19 protein-coding genes and 1 pseudogene are annotated in these 22,767 nt (G+C 63.3%); 13 read left to right on the top strand and 7 right to left on the bottom strand.

What is annotated here, in order from left to right:
• Positions 1 to 49 precede the first annotated feature (49 nt).
• A complete protein-coding gene (locus NVV79_RS21270) occupies positions 50 to 1,183 on the top strand; it encodes an epoxide hydrolase family protein (RefSeq protein WP_303993853.1) in 1,134 nt (377 codons plus the stop codon).
• Here NVV79_RS21270 and NVV79_RS21265 read toward each other — a convergent pair.
• A complete protein-coding gene (locus NVV79_RS21265; protein WP_303993850.1) occupies positions 1,167 to 1,931 on the bottom strand; it encodes a helix-turn-helix domain-containing protein in 765 nt (254 codons plus the stop codon). The genes NVV79_RS21270 and NVV79_RS21265 overlap by 17 nt on opposite strands.
• A 98-nt stretch (positions 1,932 to 2,029) precedes the next feature.
• Between NVV79_RS21265 and NVV79_RS21260 the strand changes: the two genes are divergently transcribed.
• The 9 genes and pseudogenes from NVV79_RS21260 to NVV79_RS21220 all read left to right on the top strand — a co-directional run bounded on the left by NVV79_RS21260 (position 2,030) and on the right by NVV79_RS21220 (position 11,460).
• Entirely contained in the window at positions 2,030 to 3,631 is a 1,602-nt protein-coding gene (locus tag NVV79_RS21260) for a peptide chain release factor 3 (protein ID WP_303993847.1), read from the top strand.
• The gene (locus NVV79_RS21255) at positions 3,628 to 4,803 is read left to right on the top strand and encodes an SAM-dependent methyltransferase (protein WP_303993844.1); all 1,176 of its coding nucleotides are present in this window, start codon (positions 3,628 to 3,630) and stop codon (positions 4,801 to 4,803) included. Before NVV79_RS21260 ends, NVV79_RS21255 begins: the two co-directional genes overlap by 4 nt.
• A gap of 76 nt (positions 4,804 to 4,879) precedes the next feature.
• Positions 4,880 to 5,200, top strand: a complete 321-nt coding sequence (locus NVV79_RS21250; protein WP_303993842.1) for a 2Fe-2S iron-sulfur cluster-binding protein — start codon at positions 4,880 to 4,882, stop codon at positions 5,198 to 5,200.
• Between the two features lie 225 nt (positions 5,201 to 5,425).
• Positions 5,426 to 6,793 (top strand): siroheme synthase CysG, encoded by a 1,368-nt coding sequence (gene cysG / locus NVV79_RS21245; RefSeq protein ID WP_303993840.1) that lies wholly within the window; start codon positions 5,426 to 5,428, stop codon positions 6,791 to 6,793.
• 4 nt (positions 6,794 to 6,797) lie between these two features.
• Positions 6,798 to 7,121, top strand: a complete 324-nt coding sequence (locus NVV79_RS21240; RefSeq protein WP_303993838.1) for a DUF2849 domain-containing protein — start codon at positions 6,798 to 6,800, stop codon at positions 7,119 to 7,121.
• Positions 7,108 to 8,765, top strand: a pseudogene (locus NVV79_RS21235) (nitrite/sulfite reductase). The gene NVV79_RS21240 and the pseudogene NVV79_RS21235 overlap by 14 nt, the downstream one beginning before the upstream one ends.
• Positions 8,752 to 10,026: a phosphoadenylyl-sulfate reductase gene (locus NVV79_RS21230; RefSeq protein ID WP_303993837.1), complete on the top strand. Its 1,275-nt coding sequence runs from the start codon at positions 8,752 to 8,754 to the stop codon at positions 10,024 to 10,026. The pseudogene NVV79_RS21235 and the gene NVV79_RS21230 overlap by 14 nt, the downstream one beginning before the upstream one ends.
• A gap of 71 nt (positions 10,027 to 10,097) precedes the next feature.
• Positions 10,098 to 11,123: an NAD(P)/FAD-dependent oxidoreductase gene (locus tag NVV79_RS21225; RefSeq protein ID WP_303993834.1), complete on the top strand. Its 1,026-nt coding sequence runs from the start codon at positions 10,098 to 10,100 to the stop codon at positions 11,121 to 11,123.
• A gap of 16 nt (positions 11,124 to 11,139) precedes the next feature.
• The gene (locus NVV79_RS21220; protein WP_303993831.1) at positions 11,140 to 11,460 is read left to right on the top strand and encodes a 2Fe-2S iron-sulfur cluster-binding protein; all 321 of its coding nucleotides are present in this window, start codon (positions 11,140 to 11,142) and stop codon (positions 11,458 to 11,460) included.
• A gap of 95 nt (positions 11,461 to 11,555) precedes the next feature.
• Here the strand turns inward: NVV79_RS21220 and NVV79_RS21215 are convergent, their stop codons facing one another.
• From NVV79_RS21215 to NVV79_RS21200, 4 genes are all read right to left on the bottom strand, one after another.
• On the bottom strand, positions 11,556 to 12,575 hold the full coding sequence (locus NVV79_RS21215) for a YcjF family protein (protein WP_303993829.1): 1,020 nt from the start codon (positions 12,573 to 12,575) through the stop codon (positions 11,556 to 11,558).
• Complete coding sequence (locus tag NVV79_RS21210) at positions 12,572 to 14,023, bottom strand: YcjX family protein (RefSeq protein WP_303993826.1); 1,452 nt, start codon at positions 14,021 to 14,023, stop codon at positions 12,572 to 12,574. Before NVV79_RS21210 ends, NVV79_RS21215 begins: the two co-directional genes overlap by 4 nt.
• A gap of 88 nt (positions 14,024 to 14,111) precedes the next feature.
• Positions 14,112 to 15,029 (bottom strand): homoserine O-succinyltransferase, encoded by a 918-nt coding sequence (metA, locus tag NVV79_RS21205; protein WP_303993823.1) that lies wholly within the window; start codon positions 15,027 to 15,029, stop codon positions 14,112 to 14,114.
• Between the two features lie 67 nt (positions 15,030 to 15,096).
• On the bottom strand, positions 15,097 to 15,963 hold the full coding sequence (locus tag NVV79_RS21200) for an ATPase (RefSeq protein WP_303993820.1): 867 nt from the start codon (positions 15,961 to 15,963) through the stop codon (positions 15,097 to 15,099).
• Positions 15,964 to 16,191: 228 nt separating this feature from the next.
• Here NVV79_RS21200 and NVV79_RS21195 point away from each other — a divergent pair, with 228 nt between their 5' ends.
• The 3 genes from NVV79_RS21195 to NVV79_RS21185 all read left to right on the top strand — a co-directional run bounded on the left by NVV79_RS21195 (position 16,192) and on the right by NVV79_RS21185 (position 21,237).
• Positions 16,192 to 17,967, top strand: coding sequence for a flagellar hook protein FlgE (locus NVV79_RS21195; protein ID WP_303993817.1), 1,776 nt, complete (start codon positions 16,192 to 16,194; stop codon positions 17,965 to 17,967).
• A 67-nt stretch (positions 17,968 to 18,034) separates the two neighbouring features.
• Positions 18,035 to 19,873 carry a flagellar hook-associated protein FlgK gene (gene flgK / locus NVV79_RS21190; protein WP_303993815.1) on the top strand — a complete coding sequence of 613 codons (1,839 nt, stop codon included), beginning with the start codon at positions 18,035 to 18,037 and terminating at the stop codon, positions 19,871 to 19,873.
• Between the two features lie 38 nt (positions 19,874 to 19,911).
• The gene (locus tag NVV79_RS21185) at positions 19,912 to 21,237 is read left to right on the top strand and encodes a hypothetical protein (RefSeq protein ID WP_303993812.1); all 1,326 of its coding nucleotides are present in this window, start codon (positions 19,912 to 19,914) and stop codon (positions 21,235 to 21,237) included.
• A gap of 699 nt (positions 21,238 to 21,936) precedes the next feature.
• Here NVV79_RS21185 and flaF read toward each other — a convergent pair.
• Positions 21,937 to 22,308: a flagellar biosynthesis regulator FlaF gene (flaF, locus tag NVV79_RS21180; RefSeq protein ID WP_303993810.1), complete on the bottom strand. Its 372-nt coding sequence runs from the start codon at positions 22,306 to 22,308 to the stop codon at positions 21,937 to 21,939.
• Positions 22,289 to 22,684, bottom strand: a complete 396-nt coding sequence (flbT, locus tag NVV79_RS21175) for a flagellar biosynthesis repressor FlbT (RefSeq protein ID WP_146289588.1) — start codon at positions 22,682 to 22,684, stop codon at positions 22,289 to 22,291. Before flbT ends, flaF begins: the two co-directional genes overlap by 20 nt.
• Positions 22,685 to 22,767 lie beyond the last annotated feature (83 nt).

Raw genomic sequence — 22,767 nt, 5'->3', positions numbered from 1 at the left:
ACCGGGGCAGGGCTTCGGAGGTCGAAGCCAGCACAGCGAGGACCGACAAATGACCGACATCACCCCGTTCAAGATCGCCATCGACGCCGCCCAGCTTGATGACCTGCACCAGCGCCTGCGCAATGCCCGGTTTCCCGATAGTTTTTCCCGCGACTGGAGCCACGGCCAGCCCGTCCACTTCATCCGCGAACTGGCCGAACAGTGGCTCAATAGCTATGACTGGCGCGCCTGGGAGACCCGCCTCAACGCCTATCCGCAATTCCTGACCGAGATCGATGGCCAGACCATCCATTTCCTGCATGTCCGCTCGCCCGAGCCCGATGCGATCCCCCTGGTGCTGACCCATGGCTGGCCGTCGAGCTTCGTCGAATACCTGCCCGTCATCGGGCCGCTGACCGACCCCAAGGCTCATGGCAAGCCCGGCGCGCAGGCATTCCACCTCGTCATCCCCTCGCTGCCCGGCTACGGCTTCTCGACGCCGCTGGCCGGTCCTGGCTGGGAGCCGGTGCGGACCGCCGCCGCCTGGGATGTGCTGATGAAGCGTCTCGGCTATGCCAGCTACGGCGCCCAGGGCGGCGATGCCGGCGCACTGGTGTCACGCGAATTGGCCATTCTCAATCCGGAAGGCCTGATCGGCGTCCACCTGCAACAGGTCTTCGCCTTCCCGTCCGGCGCACCGGGCGAAATGGATACGCTCAGCCCGTTCGAACTGGCCGGCTTCGCCAACCTGGAAAAATTCCAGAAATACAATGGCTATGCCGATATCCAGTCCAAACGCCCCGGCACGCTGGCCTATGGCCTGGTGGATTCCCCGGTGGCCCAATTGGCCTGGAATGCCGAACTGTTCTTCGGCTTCGAAGGCGAAGCGGCAACCAGTTTCGACCGCGAACTGTTCCTGACCAATACCGCCATCTTCTGGTTCACGGCCTCGGGCAGCGGGCAGGGCAATTTCTTCCTCGAAGGCGCGCAGACTGGCGGCGGCTACCGTGAAATCCCCACCGCCGTTCCGACGGCTGTCGCCTCCTTCGCCAACGACTTCCGCTCCGTCCGCACCTTTGCCGAACGCTCCTTCAGCAATATCGTGCAGTGGACCGAAATGGAGAGCGGCGGGCACTTCGCCGCCGCTGATGCCTCCGAAGCGCTGGTGGCGGATATGCAGTCCTTCTTCAGCCAGTTGCGCTGAAATCGCCTTGCGGCGCCCGGGCAACCTGTCCGGGCGTCGTGCCCATGAAGGTGCGCAGCGAGCGAATGAGATGCGGCTGGTCCGCATAGCCGAGGGCGTAAGCGACCTCGGCTGCCGGCATTCCCCCGGCCAGTTCCGTCAGGGCGCGCCGTGCCCGTGCAATCTGCCCATAAGTCTTGAGCGTCATGCCTGTCGTCTTGAGGAAATGTCGCTGCAAGGTGCGCTCGGTCGCCGCATCGGGATGGCCCGACACCACCGAGGCCACCAGGCGGTTGGTTTCCACCGCCTCGGTCCCGATCAGGCGCCGCACGAAATCCTCGACATTATCCAGCCGCGGAATTTCAAAGCTCTGCACTCCCAGCATGAAGCGATCGGGGCCAGCCATGTCGAGCACCACGCCTTCGTCGCGCATCAATTCGCCCGGCATGAGCGGCATATAGGCAAAAGGCTTGAAGGCGATGGCGAAGTTCTCGTCGCCCGGCTCCACGTCGAAGTGTACGGGGCGCGTGGTCAGCCCGGTGCGCAGCACGAACGTGCCCTGCCGATTGCGGATGAAGGTGATGTCCCAGCAGTGATCGGGCAGGAATTCCACCACCCCAGCCATGGTGAACACGCTGTGGGTCACCGACTGGACCAGTGGATGAACGTCGTGGCGGTGCTCTACCTGATGCACGATCGACCTCGGCGGTGATTGCGGCGTCAGGTTACCGCGGCCCGTATCGAGGCGCAATGTCAGGGCAGCCGTCACGGCGGGGTGGTTTGACCGGGCGGTTGTCAAAGCATATAGAGCGCCCCAATATTGACGTGCTGCGCCCTTGCCGCAGCCCCAACAGTCCAGCAGAATCCATGTCCTTGTCCTCCGCCGCCGAGGTTTCGCCCCGGCCCAATGCCGAGCCGTTCCGCACCCGCCGCACCTTTGCGATCATTTCGCACCCGGACGCCGGCAAGACGACGCTGACCGAACGCCTGCTGGCCGCCGCGGGCGCCATCCAGTCGGCCGGTGCGGTGCGTGGCAAGTCGGGCGTGCGCTCGACCCGTTCGGACTGGATGGAAATGGAGCAGCAGCGCGGCATTTCCATCACCTCGTCGGTGATGACCTTCGAATATGACGGGCTGACGCTCAACCTGCTCGATACGCCCGGTCACTCGGATTTTTCCGAGGACACCTATCGCACCCTCACCGCCGTCGACGCGGCCATCATGGTCATCGACGCGGCCAAGGGCATCGAGAGCCAGACGCAGAAGCTGTTCGAAGTCTGCCGGTTGCGCGACATTCCCATCATCACCTTCATCAACAAGGTGGACCGCGAGGGCCTGGCCCCGCTCGACCTGATCGATGAAATCCAGGGCAAGCTGGCGCTCGACCTTACCCCCGTCCTCTGGCCCATCGGGCAGGGTGTCGATTTCCACGGTTATCTCGACCTGTTCGAAAAGCGCGTGCTCAGCCCGCAGGGCAAGCCCGTCGCCGAATACAATGCCATCGAAGACCTGCTCGACAACGAGACACTGGTCGATGACCCCGTCTTCATGGTGGCGCTCGAAACCCTCGAAATGGCCACGGCCATGCTGCCGCCCTTCGATCTCGAAACCTTCCATGCCGGCCATCTGAGCCCGGTCCTGTTCGGCTCGGCCCTCAAGGGCATTGGCGTCGCCGAATTGCTCCGCACCCTGGGTGAATGGGGTCCCGAGCCGCGTCCGCAGCCGGCCATTCCCGCGCCGATCGAGCCGAGCGAGAAAAAGGTCACCGGCTTCGTGTTCAAGGTGCAGGCGAATATGGACGCCAACCACCGCGACCGTATCGCCTTCGTCCGCCTGTGCTCGGGCACCTTCACCCGTGGCATGCGCCTCAAGAATGTCCGCTCCGGCAAGGATATGGCGGTATCCAATCCCATGTTCTTCTTCGGCAATGACCGCGAGCTGGCCGAGCAGGCCGTGGCCGGCGACATTGTCGGCATCCCCAATCACGGCACGCTGTCGGTGGGCGATACGCTCACCGAAGGCGCCACCATCAACGTCACCGGCATTCCCAATTTCGCCCCGGAAATCATCCGCCGCGTCCGCCTCACCGATCACATGAAGACCAAGCAGATGGCCAAGGCCCTCAGCGACCTCTCCGAGGAGGGGGTCACCCAGGTGTTCCGCCGCACGGTCGGCGCCGACTGGATCGTGGGCGTGGTCGGCCAGCTCCAGCTCGAAGTGCTGTCCAGCCGCGTCGCCAAGGAATATGGCGTGCCGATCACCTTCGAGAGCCTCAACTACGAAGTGGCCCGCTGGATCGAGAGCGACGATCCCAAGGAACTCGACCGCTTCATCACCGCCCAGAAGATGAACATGGCCGAGGATCGCACCGGCGCGCCGGTCTTCCTCGCGCAAAACGCCTGGTGGGCCGATCGCGCCAAGCAGGATTTCCCCAATATCCGCTTCCTCACCACCAAGGAACGGCATTGAGTACCGAGCGCATCGAGGAATTCCTGGGCGCCGTGAAGGTAGCCTTTGCCGGCAATACGCTGGTCGGCCTCCGGCTCGGCGGCTATCACGGCAGCGAAGCCGACCTCAAGACTATCGACGTCAAGAAGATCGTCGCCAAGGGAGTGGAGAAGTTCAGCTTCACCTTCCACTACAAGACGCGCGACATCATCAAGAACCAAATCCAGCCCGAAGCCCTGGGCAATCTGCGCACTGCCCTGCGCGACGAATTCCGCAGCGCCCGCCTCGCCACCACCGAATTCGACCTCACCTTCGAGCGCAATGGCGACAAGGTCCGCCTCAAGCGCAGCGAAGTGGCGGGCCGCGCCGCGCCCCCGACCACCCATGACCGCGCCAAGAATCGTCCGCTGGGCGAGACGAACAAGCCCTGGCTCCATGCCCTCGGCATCACAGGCAAGGACGGACAGGTCCGCAATGACGCGCAGGACAAGTTCAGGCAAATCAACAAGATGGTCGAGATTTTCGCGCCATTGATTCAAGCCATCAAGGCCGACAAGCCTCGCATAATCGATATGGGCGCCGGCAAGGGCTATCTCGATTTCGCTCTCTACGACTACCTCGCCACTGTCGCTAACCGCCCCGCCGACATCATCGGCGTCGAACTGCGCGACAAGCTGGTGGCCGACGGCAATGCCACCGCCGCCGCTTCGGGCTTTAGCGGCCTCAGCTTCGTCCCCGGCACCATCCTCGACTATGACGCCGCTGGCGCCGATGCCGTCATTGCGCTCCATGCCTGCGACACCGCCACCGACGACGCCATCTATCAGGGCATCAAGGCGGGTGCCGCGCTGATCGCCGTCGCCCCCTGCTGCCACAAGCAAATCCGTCGCCAGATGGAAGCCGGCAAGCCGGCCGCCGAACTCGGCGTCCTGCTGCGCCACGGCATCTTCCTCGAGCGCCAGGCGGAAATGGTCACCGACACTTTGCGTGCCCTGTTACTCGAACTCAGCGGCTACCGGGTCAAGGTGTTCGAATTCGTCTCGGACGCTCACACGCCCAAGAACAATCTTGTTGTCGCCGAAAAGGACGGGCGGGCAGGGCGGGATCGCGAAGCCGTGCTCAGGCAGATCGCCGAAACCAAGGCGCTGTTCGGCATCGAGCGGCATTACCTGGAAGGCTTGCTCGGGCTCTAGAGCTTTTCCAAGCTATGGCTTTTTAAATCCCCGCCCATCGCCTATATACGATGCAATCAGCAAGCCCGAAGACACCATGACCAAGATCACATTCGTCCAGCAGGACGGCGAACGCATCGAGACAGAGGGCGAAAACGGCGCCACGGTGATGGAAACAGCCATCATGAATGGCATTCCCGGCATTGTCGCCGAATGCGGCGGCGCCTGCACCTGTGCCACCTGCCACGTCTATGTCGACGACGCCTGGACCGAAACGGTCGGCGGCCCGTCTGTGATGGAAGAAGACATGCTCGATTTCGCCTTCGACGTGAAAGCTCAGAGCCGCCTCTCCTGCCAGATCAAGGTCAAGGACGAGCTGGACGGGCTGGTCGTCCACGTGCCGAGCCGCCAGGGCTAGAGGCATTCGGGCACGCCATGGGCGAGCGAAAATTTCTCCCGCTTCCCCGCGCGAAGATTCATTTAGCTTCTATGCGCCAAAGGCATGCGAGGCATTCCACGCCGGCCCTTCACAGGGAAATAAAAAAGCTATTGAATTTCAACGTCTTGCCGCGATGGGCTGGTTTGGATTATTTTCCTGCTACGCACAATCAGGGTTCCAATGGGTCAACTCAACACATTTCCGTTGAGCTACAAAGTACTGGGTCAGCGCATCGTCATCCTCGGCGGTGGTGATGAAGCCCTCAACAAGGTCCGATTGGTAACTAAGACGACTGCTTCGGTAGTCATTATTTCCCGCCACATCCAGGCCGATTTCAGCGCCTTCGCCGTCGAGGTGATTGAGCGCGCCTTCGTGCCCGGTGATCTCGAGAATGCGGCCTTGCTCTTCGTCGCCGAAGAAGGCCCCGATGCCGAACTGGCCAAGGCCGAGGCGCGGGCGCGTGGCATTCCGCTCAATGTGGTCGATGTGCCGGCCGAATGCGATTTCTACACGCCCTCGATCGTCGACCGCGCCCCGTTGACCGTCGCCATCTCCACCGAAGGCGATGCGCCGGTGCTGGCCCGGCTGGTGCGTGCCCGCATCGAGGCCATGCTGTCGCCGCGCATCGGGAAAATCGCCAGGCTCGCCGGGGGCTTGCGCCACGCGGCTGAGAAGCTGATTCACGATGGTCCGGCCCGCCGCCGCTTCTATGAAGCGCTGGTGACCTCGCCCGAAGTGGAAGCCGCCGATATCAGGGGGCAGGGGCTCGAGGCTGCCGAAACCCTGCTGGCCGCGCATGCCCGTGCCGAAGGGCAGGGCGTGGTCTGGCTGATCGGCGCCGGCCCCGGTTCGGAAGACCTGCTCACCCTGCGCGCCCAGCGGCTGCTGCAGGAAGCCGATGTCATCGTGCATGACCAGTTGGTGCCATCAGTCGTCATCGACATGGGCCGGCGCGATGCCGAGCGTATCGATGTCGGCAAGGCCAAGGGCCATCACAGCTTTTCGCAGGCGCAGATCAATACGCTGATCGTGCGGCTGGCGCGGCAGGGCAAGCGCGTCGCCCGCCTCAAGTCGGGCGATCCGATGATCTTCGGCCGCGCCGGCGAGGAAATCGCCGCCCTGCGCAAGGCGGGCATCGCCTGGCAGATCGTGCCGGGCATCAGCGCCGCCCTGGCCGCTGCCGCCGATACCGCCACGCCGGTCACCCTGCGCAAGGTGTCATCAGGCTTCATCATGGCCACCGCCCATGGCGCCGACGATGGTGAACTCAGCCATTGGGCCGCGCTGGCGCAGTCGGGCCTCACGCTGGCGCTCTATATGGGCAAGTCCATCGCATCGGATGTCGCCGCCAGGCTGGTCGCGCATGGCGCGGCACCGAGCTTGCCTGTCGGCATCGTGGTCAATGCCGGCCGGGCCGACAAATCCACTTATGCGGGCACGCTGGGTGCCCTTTCGGCCGGTCAGGTTGCGTTCAGCGACGGTCCGGCAATCATTTTCGTAGGCGAAGCGGTTGCGGCCGGCGACTGGGCAGACGCTGCCCGATTGGCCGGACAGAGCTTCAGGGTAGCGTGACGACATGGAAATTCTGACAGGCAACGAACTGATATCGGGCGGCACGGTCTATCTCGACGCCAACAATCGCTGGGTCGAGGACTTGCAGGCTGCGCGCCTCTTTTCGAAGGACGAGACCGCGGAGCGCGATGCCGCGCTGGCCGCCACCAAGGCCGGTGGCCGCATTGTCAGCCTCGAGATCGAGGATGTGTCCCATGACGGCGACAGGATCGTGCCCAAGCGCCTGCGCGAACGCATAAGGGCGGCCGGCCCCACCGCGCCGCTGACCTTGAATGGCCAGGTCTATGAGCGCCAGCGCCTGGGTGAGGACGGTCATGTATCGATATGACGAATTCGACGCGGCCTTCGTTGCTGGCCGCACCGCGCAATTTTCCGACCAGGTGAACCGGCGTCTGTCGGGCGAGCTGTCGGAAGATCAGTTCCGCCCGCTGCGCCTGATGAACGGGCTCTACCTGCAGTTGCATGCCTATATGCTGCGCATTGCCGTGCCCTATGGCACGCTGTCGTCGCGCCAGTTGCGCAAGCTGGCCCACATCGCCCGCACCTATGATCGCGGCTATGGCCACTTCACCACGCGCCAGAACATCCAGTTCAACTGGCCCAAGCTCAAGGACGTGCCCGAGATCCTGCGTGAGCTGGGCTCGGTGGAAATGCATGCGATCCAGACGTCGGGCAATTGCATCCGCAATACGACGACCGACCAGTTCGCCGGCGCTGCCGCCGACGAGATCATCGACCCCCGTCCGGTGGCCGAGATCATCCGGCAATGGTCGAGCCTGCATCCAGAATTCAGCTATCTGCCGCGCAAGTTCAAGATTGCGATGAGCGGGTCGCCCAATGACCGGGCGGCCATCCGCTTCCACGATATCGGCCTGCAGGCCGTGGCCAATGCTGCCGGCGATATCGGCTGGGAAGTCTGGGTCGGCGGCGGGTTGGGGCGCACGCCGATTGTCGGCAAGCTGATCAACAGCTTCGTGCCCAACGAGCATCTGCTCGCCTATCTCGAATCCATCATGCGCGTTTACAACCGCTATGGTCGCCGCGACAACAAGTTCAAGGCGCGCATCAAGATCCTCGTCCACGAAGAGGGCCTTGAGACCATCAAGGGCCAGGTGGAAAACGAGTTCGCCCAGGTGCGCGGTGGCGTTCTGACCCTGCCGGCCGAGGAAGTCGATCGCATCACCACCTATTTCGCGGCGCCGGATTTCAAGGTCCAGACGGCCACGAAGATCGATGTGGCCTACGAATCCATCATCGACCCGGCCTATGGCCGCTGGCTCGACAACAATATCAATTCGCATCGCCAGCCTGGCTACGCCTCGGTCACCATTTCGCTCAAGCCGGTCGGCGGCGCACCGGGCGATGCGACCGATGTGCAGATGGATGTCGTCGCCGATCTGGCCGAGCGCTATTCGTTCGACGAATTGCGCGTTACCCATGAACAGAACCTGGTCCTGCCCCATGTCGCCATTGCCGACTTGCGCGTGGTCTATGACGCGCTGGTGGCGGCTGGCCTGGCCGAGGGCAATACCGGGCTCATCACCGACATGATCTGCTGCCCGGGCCTCGATTTCTGCGCCCTGGCCAATGCCCGCTCGATCCCGATCGCGCAGGAAATCTCGCGCAAATTCGCCGAGCCCCAGCGCCAGGCCGAAATCGGCGATCTCAAGATCAAGATTTCCGGCTGCATCAATGCCTGCGGCCACCATCATGTCGGCCATATCGGCATTCTGGGCGTGGAGAAGAAGGGCGGCGAGCTTTACCAGATCACCCTGGGGGCGACGCCACCGAGAACGCTTCGGTGGGCAAGATCATCGGGCCCGGTTTCGAAGCCGAGAATGTGCCCGGCGCCATCGAGACCCTGGTCGATACCTATATCGCCCGCCGTACCAGCGCCGAGGAAACCTTCATCGAGGCCTATCGTCGCCTCGGCGAAGCCCCCTTCAAGGAGGCCCTTTATGGCGCTGCCTAAGCTCGCCCCTGCTCAGCCCGCGCATGACAAGCTGCGCGCGCTGGGCATCGTCGCTCTCAACGGCATGTTCGACGACATGGATGCGCTGGGCGTGCTGCGCTATGCCATCAGCGACGTGCTGCCGGGCGACCTCGCCATCGTTTCGTCCTTTGGCGCCGATTCCGCCGTGCTGCTGCATCTGGTGGCGCAGGTCGATCCGTCCATGCCGGTCTATTTCCTCGAAACCGGCAAGCACTTCCCCGAGACGCTCGACTATGTCGAGACGCTCAAGAAGCATCTCGGTCTCATCAACGTCCATGCCATCCGGCCTGCCGTGGAGGATGTGAAGCGCTTCGATCCCAATGGCGACCTCTGGGAAACCGATCCGGATTCCTGCTGCCATATCCGCAAGACCGAGCCGCTGGAGCCGATCACCGAGCAGTTCGGCGGCTGGGTCACCGGGCGCAAGCGTTTCCAGACCAAGGAACGCGGCGTGCTGCCGCATTTCGAACTGACCAGCGACGATCGCATCAAGGTCAATCCGCTGGCCTATTTCTCCGACGCCGATGTCAACCAGTACAAGATCGACCACGGCTTGCCCGAGCATCCGCTGTTCGCTAAGGGCTACAAGTCGATCGGTTGCGCGCCCTGCACCTCGGTTGTTGCCGAGGGCGAGGACCCGCGCGCCGGACGGTGGCGCGGCCTCAACAAGAAAGAGTGCGGCATCCATTTCGATTTCAACGGAGCGATCGCCTCGCCGATGACTGCCGCGACCCGCCATACGCTGTGGAAGAACGGCGCCTTCATGGCTGACCCGTTCCATGAATGGACCGAGGGGAGCGATCCGGCCACGGCCAGCTACACCCATGTCCCGCTGCCGGTCTTCCTGGCCAACCGCGACGCCTTTCTCGCCAACCCGCATCCGCTGGGTCTGCTGGTGTCGCCGGGCGACCGGATCGAGGATGTGGAAGCCGATGTCGGGCGCTTTGCCTCGATCGCCATCAAGTTCCCCGCCTTCACCGATGGGCGCGGCTATTCTTCCGCGCGTCTGCTCGCTCAACGTTACCAGTACGTTAACGAAATCAGGGCCGTTGGTGACGTGTTGCAGGACCAGATTCCGCTGATGCGGCGCTGCGGCTTCACCGCTTTCGTGGTCACGCACGAGCCGACCCGCCAGGCGCTCATCGAGGACCGGCTGCCCGAGGTGGCGCTGTTCTATCAGCCGGTCGGCACCGCGGAAGTCCCCGTCGGCACTCGCCCCTTCCTTCGACGCGTCCACTGAGGTAAGTGGATCGCGTTACTCATATTACCCGGGACCCTTGACGTCCCGGTGAAAACGGACTTTGAGACGAAATGACCACTGAAATCACCACCGATGTCGTTGTGATCGGCGCGGGCCCTTGCGGGCTGTTCGCGGCTTTCGAACTCGGATTGCTCGATCTCAAATGTCATTTCATCGACATTCTGGATCGCCCCGGCGGCCAGTGCGCCGAGCTTTATCCCGAAAAGCCCATCTACGACATTCCCGGCTTCCCCGTGGTCACCGGCCAGCAACTGACCGAAAATCTGATGGCCCAGATTGCGCCGTTTGCACCGGAATTCCACTTCAACCGCATGATCAACACCATCGAAAAGCAGGCGGACGGCTCGTTCAAGCTGTCGACCGATGCCGACGAGGTGTTCCATGCCAAGGTCGTGGTGATCGCGGCCGGTGGCGGCTCGTTCCAGCCCAAGCGCCCGCCGGTGGATGGCATCGAAGCGTTTGAAAACACATCGGTTTTCTATTCCGTCCGCAAGATGGACGATTTCCGCGGCCAGGATGTGGTCATCGTCGGGGGCGGGGATTCCGCGCTCGACTGGACCCTCAATCTCCAGCCCATCGTCCGCTCGCTGACCCTGGTCCACCGCCGCGCCGTGTTCAAGGCGGCCCCGGCCTCGGTCAACAAGATGCAGGAGCTGGTGGGCGAGGGGAAGATCAACTTCCTCACCGGCCAGATCGCCAAGCTCGACGGCGAGAATGGCCAGATCAACCACGTGCACCTGACCACCGATGCCGGCGATCTCTCCGTGCCCGCAACGCGTTTGCTGCCCTTCTTCGGCCTCACCATGAAGCTGGGTCCGGTGGCCGATTGGGGGCTCGAACTCAACGACAATACGATTGTCGTCGACACCGAGAAGTTCGAAACCTCGGTGCCGGGCATCTTCGCCATTGGCGACATCAACTATTACCCCGGCAAGCTCAAGCTCATCCTCTCCGGCTTCCATGAAGCGGCGCTGATGGCCCAGGCTGCCAAGAAGATCGTTTCGCCGGACGAGCGGGTGGTGTTCCAGTATACGACCAGCTCCACCAAGCTGCAGAAAAAGCTCGGCGTTGCCTGATATTGAGAAGCTGCCCATGATCATCCATGTCACAGACCAGGCCGGCGAAAACCACGAGCTCGAAGGGCTCGAGGGCTGGCGCGTCATGGAGGTCATTCGCGACTGGGGCCTCAACATCAAGGCCGAATGCGGTGGTGCCATGAGCTGCGCCACCTGCCATGTCTATGTCGACAAGGAGTGGCTGGACGTGGTTGGCGCGCCCAGCGACGAGGAAGAAGACATGCTCGACAGCGTCGGCGATGTCCGCTCCAACTCCCGGCTCTGCTGCCAGATTCTGTGCAGCGATGCGATCGATGGGCTCAAGGTCACCCTGGCACCGAGCGCCGCCAAGGACTGACGATCCTGAGACCTCATGGTGAGCCCGTCGAACCACGAGGTCGGGCGCACCAAATCCTGCCACGACCTCGTGGTCCGACAGGCTCACCATGAGGTCTACTGAGGACTTTTTGCCTGAGCAGCAGTGACGTTGGTCAGTTCGGGGATGAAGTCCCGCACCATGGGCTGTTTCTGCGTCTCGAAGGGCAGGGGGCGGACCACGCGCATGGCGGCGATGCCGACGCGCACCGTCATCAATCCATTGACCACGCCCTCGCCCAGCCGGGCGGAGAGTTTGGCCGCCAGCCCCTGGCCTACCAGTTGTTCCACCACACCGTCGGTCAGCACCAGGCCACCGGTGACGGCCAGATGGGCCAGGATGGCGCCAGTGAGCCGCCAGAAGCCGAACAGGCCTGGACGGGCTCCGTAGAGCGCCGCAATGGCCCCGGCGAGGCGGATGCTCTCATAGATGACGAAGGCGATATCGACGAGCGCGCGGGGCGACACCGTGGTCACCAGCGCCACGCGCCGTGCCGACGCAGCGGTCAGCACTTTCGCCCGCGCATCGAGCGGCGCCATCAGGCTCCGTTCGGCCAGCGCGATCATCTCGTGGCCATCGAACATATGGGGCAGGTTGTCGGCCACGCCCTGCCGCGCCCGCGCCAGGTCGGGCCGGCCGGCATAGATGCCCTCAAGACTGTCGACGACCCGCTTCGCCTTATGTCCGTCGTTGTCGGCGGTCGCCTGCGCCGCATCGCGCTTCAGCGCATCGAGCACCCGCAGGCGGCGCAGCGCGAAAACTTCGCGGGCGGCCAGCGCCAGCACGGCGATGAGGAACACGCCCAGCACGCCGAGCCCGAGCCAGCCAAGCCATTCATTGGCGGCGAAGAGATCGCGGATCAGCCGGTCGGCAGCGAGGCCCAGCCCAGCCGAGACCAATATGCCGCCGGCGGTCCAGGCCAGCCGGCCGACCCAGCCCATGCGGCGGGGCGTGGACGCGATCAGCGTTTCATCCGGTGTCGTGTCGAATTCCGGCTCTGCTATCTCGACCTTGGCCGGGGCGAAGGCCCGGGGCGCGCGGATGAGCTCGGGCGTATCAGCAGCCTGCGCGGTCGGGCGCGCGACGGGACGTTTCATGCGAGCCAGTCTCCCACCAGATAGTCGAGCGCGCGGTCGAAGCGGATATGGGGCAGCACCACGTCGCCATTGGCGTTGCGGTCGAGCTTCTGCGGCGGGGTGAAGCGCAGGAAGTTGAGCGCGACGGGCGTGCCGTCTTCGAACAATGAATCCGGCCGTTCCGGTAAGTCACCGGGAAACAAGGCGATTTCCGTCTTGCCGTCATAGGTGGTGCCATCAAGCACCTCGCCTTTCATCGGCGTGCCGATAATGGTCGGCAGCGTTTCACCACCTTCGCTGATCGTGCCCTCGCGCGTAGCGCGAATGCCGGCCATGGCGATGGATTTGACCTCGGCCCCGGCAAAGCGCGCGCGCTTGCCGGCATTGGCCACGAGGCGATTGAGAATGGCTTCCAGCCGGTCATGGCTGGTGTGATGCACATGGTCGGCCTTGGTGGCCGCGAACAATATCCGGTCGATCTTGCGCACGAAGGGCCGCAGCAGGGGATTGGTCTCGCCCTGCCGGAAGCAGCCGAGCACAGCCGTCAGCGCGGTCTCCAGGTCCGCCACGGCCGTCGGGCCGGCATTGAGCGCCCGCAGCGCGTCCACCAGCACGATCTGTCGGTCCAGCCGGGCAAAGTGGTCGCGGAAGAAGGGGCGGACCACGCGGTCCTTGTAGGCCTCGTAGCGATGCTCCAGCATGGCGTAGAGGCTGTTGCCGCGAATGGCCTGCCGCTGCGGTGGTAGCGGGGCAAAGGTCAGTGCGGGCGAACCCTCCAGGTCCCCGGGCAGGAGGAAACGGCCGGGCGGCAGGGTCGAGAGCGCCTGATGTTCCCGGCTCTTGCGCAGATAGTCAGTAAAAGCGGTGGCCAGCTTCTCCGCGTCGGGATCGTTGGCCTCCTTGAGCGGATCGATGCTTTCAAGCAGGTCGAGGAACGGTCCGGCCTCCTTGCCGGAGCCGGGGCGGTCGGCGCGGTCCAGCGCCTCGGCGCTCCATTCGGCAAAGCTCAGGCCCAGCAAAGGCAGGTCGAGCAGCCATTCGCCGGGATAGTCGACAATGTCGAGATTGACAGTGGAAGGGCCGGTCATGCCGGAATACCAGTGTTTGGACTGGAATTTCAGCACCACGCGCAACTGAGAAATCCGCCGCGTGCTTTCCGGCCAGGTCGGCACCCTGCCGGTCAACGCGTCCAGATGCTGCTCATAGGCAAAGCGGGGAATGGTGGCGTCGGGATATTCGGCGAGCCGCGCACCGATGAAGCGGCCTTCGGCCAGCGGCGCGAAGCCGGGCAGGCGGCCGCCAGTCAGCAGGTTATGCACCAAGGCGGTGATGAAGATGGTCTTGCCGGCCCGGCTGAGGCCGGTCACGCCCAGCCGCAATGTCGGGGTAAAGGCGCCCGTGGCGGCATCGGCCAGGTTGGACAGGGCAATGCCCAGTTCGTCGACGATGGTCGTGGGTGGCTGGGGCACGCTTTTGTCTCACTTGTCCCTGCGCAAGATAGGGATTTGTGGCGGCGGTTCAAGCGTTTGGGCTCCGCCGTGGCGGAGCCCGACCGGGTCAGACGCCAGTGCCGATCCTGTCCATCTCATATGGCGTGGTCTGGTAGATCTCGTTGATCCAGTTCTGGAACAGCAGATGGGCATGGCTGCGCCAGCGGTTTTCCGGCGTGGCCGATGTGTCGCCATTGGGAAAGAGGTTGAGCGGTGGCGGCGTGTCCAGCCCCGCCTTCTGGTCGCGCTCGAATTCGTCGGCCAGCGAGCGGTTGTCATATTCCAGGTGGTTGAGGAAATGCACGGCGCGGTGCTTTTCATCGCCCAGCATGCAGACGCCGATGTCGGCATTGTCGATCAGCACATCGAGATCCGGCCCGAGGGTGGTCCGGTCGATGTCGTTGTAGCGCGACACGGGGATCATCGGGCTGTCCGAGAAGCCGCGCAGGAAGGGTGAGCGCGGGTTGATCACCTTGTGGCGGAACACGCCGAAGGCCTTTTCGGCCATGCGGTAGCGACTGGCGCCATGGAAGTGGTGCAAGGCCGCCTGCGCGCCCCAGCAGATGAACATGGTGTGGTGCACATTGGTCTGCGTCCAATCCATGATTTCGAGCATTTCGGGCCAGTAGCGCACCTCCTCGAAGGGAATGTTGGCGATGGGCGCGCCGGTGACGATGAAGCCGTCGAACTTCTTCTCCCGCACCTCTTCCCAGGTCTTGTAGAAGGTTCGCAGATAGTCTTCGGACGTATTCTTGGACTGGTGCTCGGTCACGCGCACCAGCGTCAGGTCCACCTGCAGGGGCGTCGAGCCGATGAGGCGGGTGAACTGGGTTTCGGTGCGCTCCTTGTTGGGCATCAGGTTGAGCAGGCCGATTTCGAGCGGGCGGATGTCCTGCCTTGCGGCGCGCGCGGAATCCATCACATAGACGCCCTCGTCTTCGAGGGTCTTGCGGGCAGGCAGATTGTCGGGAATTCGGATAGGCATATCAGCCTCTTGAACGAGTTTGATCGAAAAGCGATTCAGGCGGTGCGCGTCTCCAGCGGAGCCCGCGCTAACGCATTCGCTGCTCGATCGCGGCGGCCATGAGATCGATGAATTCGTCGCCGTCGCGGACCGTGGCCAGGTCCGATGCTTCGACCACATAGCCGAAATTATCAGCCAGCGCCTGGTAGCGCGGCAGCCGGTCATGCAGCAGCGCCTCGAAGCCCCAGGCGCCGAAGCCCAGCGGGTCGACATCGCAATCTTCCACGATGCCGTTGATCAGCTTGTATTCGGCCCATTTCTCGAGGAGGAAGGGCGGCCGGTAATACATGGGCTTGGGCGACTGCCGGAAACGGCGCACCAGTTCGGTCGCGTCCTTTTCCGTGCCGCGGATGTAGAGCAGGGCGGTCGAGGCGGCCAGCGTCTTGACGACAGGGTCTTCGGGGTCGGTGGGGTCGATCACCTCGATCAGCGAGCCGCCGGTATCGGCGATGAAATCGTCATAGCCATAGAGCGCCTTGGCGCGCTCGATGAAATGCGGCACGTCCTTGAGCGCATCGACCTCGGCGATCCGGTGCTGCTCCTGGCGGCGCTGGTATTCGGCCAGCGGCAGGCCGCCCTTGTCGGGATTGCCGGGCGTGCCGAGATAGGTCGATAGCGGATCGAGATTATCGAAGGTGATATTGGACGAGATGTAGATCGAGTCCGAGCGCAGCAGCTCGGCCAGGAACGGCACCTTCATCGCCTCGAGCTTGAAGTTGTCGACGATGTACTCGCCCATATAGCGCGTGCCGATGCGATAGTCGGCCGAGTAGTGAAACCACTTGCTGGCGCGCAGCATGTTGGACAGCCGCGTCTTGCCGACGCCGGCCATGCCGAACACCGTCACGGCGCGGCGTGGCGCTTTCACGAACTCATCGGCACTACTGAACAGCATGGAATGCCCCGGAATTTCAGGCCCTTGCATTACTGCAACCGCCCCGCCTTCACAAGCGGGCGGCAATTTCTGCCGCCCGCTCGGACTCAATTGCCGACATGTTGCCACATTTTGACCTGTCCGGGCCAAAAAGCTCAACAAATTCAACGTTGCGCCGAGTTGGCATCCCGTTTGCATCAGATATGGCGAACGCGTCCGGTGACGCAAACGGGTTTTACGGAGTATCACATGGGCATTTATGGCGCTCTTTCCAGTGCGGTGACCGGTCTGCGGGCCCAGGCCCACGCGCTGGAGAATATCTCGGGCAATATCGCGAACTCGCAGACCACGGGTTACAAGCGGATCGAGACCGATTTCCTCGATCTCATTCCCGATGCCCCGATTTCGCGCCAGGTGCCCGGCGCCGTGCTGGCCCAGTCGCGCGGCACCAACGATGTGCAGGGCGATATCAAGACGGTTTCGAACGAGACCTTCATCGCGCTCAATTCCAACGGCTTCTTCGTGGTCGAACCCAAAGTCGGTCAGTCGGACGGCAATGCCGTGTTCGCCGGCACCAATTTCTATACCCGCCGCGGCGATTTCGAGATCGACAAGGACGGTATGCTGGTCAATGGCGCCGGCTATTACCTCAAGGGCCTGCCGATCGATCCGGGTACGGGCAATATTTCGGGCTCGGTGCCTGAAGTCATCAAGCTGTCCAACTCCTTCCTGCCGGCCCGGCAGACGAACAGCATCAACTATCAGGCCAACCTGCCGCAGATGCCGAAGACCAGCGCGTATCGGGCCAATGTTCCGAACAGCGAGCTGCTGCATGCGGCGGACTACGATCCGGCCGCGACATTCACGTCCGCCAATTCCATCTCGAGCGCGCCATGGGCCGCCGCCATCACCGATCTGGATGGCGACTCCGTCAGGATCGATGTCGGCGGGACGCCGTTCACCTATCACTTCCAGGATGGCGGCACGATTCCGGCGAACAATGCCGCCAATATGTATATCGACATCTCGGTCGCGCCGACCAATACCCTGGCCGGACTTGCCGCTGCCATTGAAACCCACATGCAGGGGCGGACGGGCGCCGGCGGCTCCACGGTCGCCCTGGATGGCTCGGACCACCTGGTGGTCACCATGCCGACCGGCTCCGGCGTCAGCCTAGCGGTGAGCGCTACCGATGGCGGCGGCGGTACCGCCCTGGGTTTCACCACCACCCAGCCGGTAAGCTCGGTGCCGCAGGGCACACCCGTCAACAGCATCACGGCCGACCAGAACGTCAAGTTCGAGTCCAACTCGATCTATGGCGGCGCCATCACGGTCTATGCCGAAAATGGTGCTCCGGCGGCCGTCACCCTGCGCTGGGCCAAGGTGGACAGCCCCCAGGCCACCAGCGGCGGGGCCGATACCTGGCACCTCTACTACATGTCCAACAGCAATGCGGCCGGCGCGGAAACCAAGTGGACCCGCGTCAACGAGACCTTCCAGTTCGCCGCGAACGGCTCGCTGGCCCTGCCTTCGACCGGCGCCACGACACTGACCGGTCTCAACGTGAACGGCGTGGCGATCGGCGACGTGGAAATGCGCTACGACAACGGCATGTCGCAGTTTGCTGACGTCAACGGCACGGCCAATGTCTCGGTCATCAACCAGAACGGCTATGGCGCGGGCGAGTTCGTCTCGGTGGCCATCAATGACAATGGCCGGGTGGTTGCCACCTATTCCAATGGCGAACGCATCGACATGGCGCAGGTGGTGACGGCCGAATTCAACGCCATCAACAAGCTGAAGCGCCTGGATGGCGGCGTCTTCGCGGCAACGTCGGAATCCGGCGAGGCACTGCTCGACATTGCCGGTTCGGGCATTATCGGCGGAGCACTGGAAGCGTCCAATACCGACATTTCCGACGAATTCACCAAGCTGATCGTGACGCAGCAGGCCTATGCGGCCGGCACGCGCATCGTCAGCACCGCCGACGAGATGCTGCAGGAAGCGCTCAATATGGTCCGCTGAGGCGGGTCCGGCAGTAGGGTTCGGGGCCGGTGCCCCGAACCGCCTTGTTCAGTGCGGAGTCCCGTGAATGGGTCTGACATCGTCCCTTATCAACGCCGTGTCCGGCCTGCGGGTCAATCAGGACTCGCTCGACATCCTGAGCCGCAACGTCGCCAATGCCGGTACGCCCGGCTATCACCGGCAGACGCTCAACATTGTCGACTACAATTCGCAGGACAGCAGCTACGCGCGCTCCGTGGGCACGCAGCGCGCCTTCAATGCCAGCCTGCAGGCCTATTACACTCGCCAGGTGTCGGATTCCGCCAATTCGAGCATCCAGGCCAGCTTCCTCGACCGCATGCAGGGCTTCATGGGCAAGCCCGGCACGGCCGGCTCGCTCGATACGGTGTTCGGCAACCTGCAGAACGCGCTGCAAGGCATCGCAACCAGCCCCGACGACTACAATGCGCGGGCCGATGCCGTCGCTGCGGCGCAGAACATGGTGGAAACGCTCAACCGGCTGTCCACCACCATCCAGGGGATGCGGCAGGAGACCGAAGGGCAGATCGCCGCCAACGTCCACAGCCTCAACGGCATGCTGAACTCGCTCGCCGAGGTCAACCACCGCATGCTCGATCTGGGCATGACGGACTCCTCGCGCGCAGCGCTGCTCGACCAGCGCGACCGCCTGGTTTCCTCTGTCGCCGAGATGATCGACGTGCGGGCGGATTACCGTCCCGATGGCACGGTGGCGCTGATGACGCGGTCCGGCGTCGGCCTGCTCGACAATGGCGTTTCGAGCTTCAAGTTCGAGAGCGCCGGTACCCTGTCGCCGAACTCGACCTTCGATCCGGACCCGGCCAAGAGTACGGTCGGCAAGATGACGCTGACGACCCCGTCAGGCCTCACCATCGACCTGCTGGCGCAGGGGGTGTTGCAGGGCGGTGAACTCGGCGGTCTGGTCGCCTTGCGCGACAAGACGCTGGTCGAGGCGCAGGAGCAACTCGACGAGATCGCGGCCAGCCTGGCCATGGCTTTCTCGACCAACAGAACCGATGGCGTCGCCGCCACCGATGGCACCGCCGAAGGGCTGGATGTCGATATTTCCAACCTGGCGCCGGGTAACGATGTGCTGCTCACCTATGCCGAGAACGGCGTGGAAAAGCGGGTCCGCATCGTCAATACCAGCCAGGCGCAGGACTATATCGACGCCTCCGGCCAGCGGGTCATTGGCGTGGATTTCTCGGCCGGCGCAACCGCCGTTGCCGCGACGCTCGACGCCAAGCTGCCCAATCTGAACATCAGCAGCACCGGGACGAACAATCTTCGTATCCTAGACGATGGTGCGGCGGGCAATACCGACGTGCGCACGCTCGTCGCCCGTTCGAGCTCGACGGGATTGCAGGGCTCGGGGCTGGGCTTCAACCTGTTCGTGGATCAGGGCAATTCGGCTTTCACCAACAACCTCGATACCGATCCGCCGCAGAAGCAGGGCTTTGCGGCGCGCATTTCCATCGATCCGGCCATCATCGCGGACAATCGCCTGCTGGTGCAGCACGAGGTCGGGGGCACGCTGGGCGATGCCGACCGCGCCAATTATGTGATCGACCAGCTCAACAAGATGCAGTTCGTATCCGGCGGCAATCCGGTGGCCAATGCCGGCCGCTTCCAGCTCAGCGGCAATCTCAGCGAGCTGATCTCGCAGGTGGTCAGTTTCCAGGGTTCGACCGCCAATGCCGCCATTACCAGGAATGCCGACCGGCAACTGACGCTGGATACCATCGTGGACCAGATGGAATCCGACTACGGCGTCAATGTCGACGAGGAAATGGCACGCCTCATGGAATTGCAGAATGCCTATGCCGCCAATGCGCGTGTGGTGTCGGTGGTCAAGGAACTGCTCGACGCGCTGCTGGCGGCCACGTGAGTTGGTCCTTGGGCGCGGTCGTGAAGGAGTAGAGTAGGATGATCGTCAACAAGTCGATGTTTCCGCTGCAGACCGGATTCGGCGTCATCTCGAAGATGCAGGATCGCTTTGCCACGCTGCAGATGCAGTTGGGTACCGGCGAGAAAGCCTCCAAGCTCTCCGAAATGGGGCGCGACCTGCCCATGTCGCTGTCGGTGCGGGCGCGTCTGAGCAAGATCGAGGGCTTCTCGGCCAATATCGACACGGTCAACCTGCGGCTGAGCTTCCTCGACAAGACCATGACGCGCCTCGATGCCATGGAAGCGGAAACGCGCAATTCGGCGGTGCAGGGGCAATACGGCACCAACAATATCAATATGGCTACCCTGCCAGGCCTGTCCAAGGCGCGGTTCGACGAGCTGGTGACCCTGCTCAATGCCGATGTCGCAGGCCGCTATCTGTTCGGCGGCGCCAATACCGACAGCGCCCCGCTGCCCGATACCAACAGCCTGCTCGAAGGCATCGGCGGCAAGGATGGCTTCAAGACCGTGGTGGGCGAGCGCAAGGCCGCCGATGCCGGCGCCGATGGCCTCGGGCGCCTGGTGCTGGATCAGCCGACCCCCAATTCCGTCAGCCTGACCGAGGATGGTATTCACCCGTTCGGCTTCAAGCTGCTGCGCGTGACCAGCACCGCCCCGCTGGCCTCCGTCAATGTCGGTAGCGTGGCGCCGTCACCGGCCGCCGTGCCGCAGCCGGGCAATACCAATACCATCACCTTCGAAGCGCCGCCCGCCGCGCAGATGTTGCCCGGCCAGACCATTACTCTGGGGCTGCAACTGCCCGATGGTCGCGATACCCAGATCACGCTGACGGCGATCGCACCCGAGGACGGACCTGCCGGTCCCGGCCAGTTCGTGGTCGATCCCGGCACTGTCGGCCCCCGCTGTTCCCGCCGATCCGGCCGTTACCGCGACCAACTTCCAAGCTGCCTTGCAGACGAGTCTCGAGGCGGCGGCGGGGTCCGATCTGGAAGCAGCGTCCACCTTCGCGGCGGCGGAAATGTTCTTCAATGGTCCGGGCGAGCCGGCCCTGCGCGTCGATGGCGATCCGGCGACCGCGACGGCGCTCAAGGTGGCCACCGATGCCGATACCGTGCTATGGTATCGCGGCCAGTCACCGGCCGTCGCGGCCGAAGGGCTGGGGCGGCTGGGCATCGATACGGCGGGCGGCGTCGTGACCCTGCAGGAAAAGTCGCCGGTTTCGGCGGCGCATGGTTTCCAGATCATCGGCGTCTCGGCCGACACGGCCAATATCGACACCACCTATACCGGCGCCGATCCCAGCAGCGTCAATGTCGCTTTCTCGGCCACGCTGACGCCCAATGAAGTGGTCAGCGTCACCCTTCGGGAGCCCGATGGCACGACGCGCACGGTTCAACTGACCGCGGTGACCGGCAAGGCCATGGCCGGCCAGTTCAGCATTGGCGGCAGCGCCGACGAAAATGCGGCAAACTTCGCCAAGGGCCTGGAACTGGCCCTGACGCAGACCGCCATGCTTGCCGAAGGCAATCCGCGTCAGAGCGTGACCGCCCAGGTCGATGATTCCAGTCGGGTCGCCTACGGTCTTGAAGCCAATGAATCCGGTTTTCTGCGTATGATCCGCACGCTCGGTGCCATGTCGGTCGAGACCTATCCGGACGGCGATCCGAATGCGCTGGCCCGTTTCGATGCCATGGCGTTGCGCCAGCAATCGGAAATGTCGGAGTCACACAATTCGGAACGTGGCTCCATCGAAATCCTGACGATGGAACTGGCCGTGGCGCAGATTGCCAACAATAATTCGGCCGAGCGCCACACCAATTACAAGGCCCAGCTTGACAACCTGCTCAGCGATATCGAAACGGTGAGCAAGGAAGATGTGGCCATGGAAATCCTGGCGCTGCAGACGCGCCTGCAGGCGAGCTACCAGACGACCTCGATGGTCAGCAAGCTCAGCCTGGTGAACTTCATCTAGCCGAACCATCCCGCCAAAATGCAAAAGCCCCTCGCACTGCGAGGGGCTTTTTTGCAGGCATTGATGCCGAATTACATGCCGCGCAGGCCGGCGGCGATCTGGCGGTTGAGCCGCACCAGCACGTCGAGCTGCTGGGGCTGGGGATTGACGTCGAGCAGGATGTCGCGGGTCTGGTTCATGATGAACATGCCCAGATTGGCGATATTCTGGCGCACATCATGGGGCAGGGGGCTGTCGTCCTTGGTCACCGAGGCCATGAAAATGGTCCACAGCTTGCGATTGAACGTCAGGGCGGGCTTCAGGCTGTCGTAGCTGTCGGGCCACTCATCCTTGATCTTCTGCAGGCCGGCCGCCGCCTTCATCAGCAGCGCGGATTCGCGCTCGCGGGACGATTCGACGACCTTGGCGGTCTGCTGGTACGCACTAGCGCCCTGTTGATGCATTGGAAAAGAGATCCTGTTCGTACTCGATGAGGCGTTGAGCAGCCTTCAGAGCCTTGTACAGTTGCCCGGTTAATATCTCGTTGTTGATTTGGTTTACTATTTCTGTGGATGACGGGACGGCTTCGAGGAACTCGTTGACCAGCGAAAAATATTGGTCCCGCGTCAGCCCGATATCATCCCCGATATACATCAACTGCACCGCTAGATAGATGCGCTTGGCCGGGGTATTGGCCGTTTCGGCGGTCAGGATGTCCTTTTCCCGCAGGATCGGCGCGCGGCCATCGATGAACAGGCGCGTCCGCTGATCGGAATTGGTGATGATGCAGTTGCCCACCAGCAGCTTTTCGCCCGGCTTGAGCTCCACCTTGAGCGCCATTCAACCAGCCTCCGCGACTCGAATATGTCACCGTCAGGTCTAGCTTGCGATCATGGCGAAAACAATCAAGGCGGGCCGAGGCC

This window comes from Devosia ginsengisoli (genome assembly GCF_024707105.1).
Lineage (GTDB): Bacteria > Pseudomonadota > Alphaproteobacteria > Rhizobiales > Devosiaceae > Devosia > Devosia ginsengisoli_A.
This window is presented reverse-complemented; position numbering and strand designations above follow the sequence as displayed.